This is a genomic window from Variovorax sp. 20P10.2.4 (assembly GCF_058244205.1).
Map to the genome: position 1 here is coordinate 1 of NZ_JBZAYE010001180.1, position 1,096 is coordinate 1,096.

General features: G+C 72.4%; 2 protein-coding genes. Both read right to left on the reverse strand.

Translation table 11 applies throughout. From position 1 onward, the window contains the following. On the reverse strand, positions 1-282 hold a 282-nt coding region (locus AC27VN_RS42120), incomplete at its 3' end, for a hypothetical protein (protein ID WP_490880611.1). A 203-nt stretch (positions 283-485) separates the two neighbouring features. Then, positions 486-1,096 (reverse strand): FecR family protein (locus tag AC27VN_RS42125; RefSeq protein WP_490880612.1); only part of this gene is annotated, 611 nt, incomplete at its 5' end.

The following is a 1,096-nucleotide window of genomic DNA, read 5'->3' on the forward strand; positions in this document are numbered from 1 at the left end:
CTGCAGCTGCGCCTGGGCCTGCTGCTGTTGCGCCTGCGGGCTCGTGAGCATCGACGCGGGCATGCCGTTGGGCAGCCGGCCGGTCTGCACGGCCGTGTTGTGGATCGCGCCCTTGTCCGCGAACCAGACCGGGCTGAATGCGCGCTGCGCCTGCGCCGGGCCGATCAGGCCGCCGGCGGCCAGCGCCCAAGCGATGGCCCGGGCCGTCGGCGCCAGCCTGAAGATCCTGTTGTCCGTGCGTGGGGTTCGACGGTCCCTGGGGCCTTGCCCGCGTGTGCTCATGTGAAGCTCTCGCCCGATCGTTGGTTCGATGTCATCGGGCCGAACCGCCTGTGCCGCTCAGCCCCATGCGCGAAGGACCGCAGGCACCGCCAACGACTCGCGCCGGCGACACAACGGCCCCCCTACGTAGGAGTGACGAGTGGCAGCCGTCGAATGCCGCAAACTTTTTTTGCGCGCTGTTCGCGATGCGCCGGCGCACGCGCTCAGCTCAGGACCAGCAGGCCGCCGGGCAGCGAGCGCGCGCGAAGATCGAAGGCTTCCTGGAGCTGCCAGAGCGCGAGGTCCAGCGAGGCGATGGCAAAGCGTCCGCTCACGGGCTTGTCGCGCGCGGCGTCGTTGAGCAGCAGCACGCGGCCGGGCCGGTAGCGGTCGATCTCCTCCAGCGCATCGGCCAGCCGGGTCTGCTGGAACACCAGCATGCCCTGGCGCCAGGCCGAGGCGGTGTCCGGGTCGACACCCGCGATGCCGCTGACGGAGGTGGCGTGGTAGACGGTCTGCTGCCGCGCCTCGAGCTGGCGCACGCCCGCCGGATGCTCGACGCGCACGCGGCCTTCGAGGCAGGTGACGCAGACCTTGCCGTCCCAGCGGCGCACCTGGAACGACCCCGACTCGGCCACGCTGCGGCCGGCGCCGGCCACCACCACGAACGTGCCGCGCGAGCCGCGCAGGTCGATCGCGGCTTCGCCGGCGAGCAGGTCCAGCCCGACCATCCGGCCCGCGACCACCTCGCGGCGCACGCTGGTGCGGGTGTTCAGCGTGACGTCCACATCGCCCGGCACCGCGACCGTGCGCTGCTCGCCCGCGGCCGTGTGGT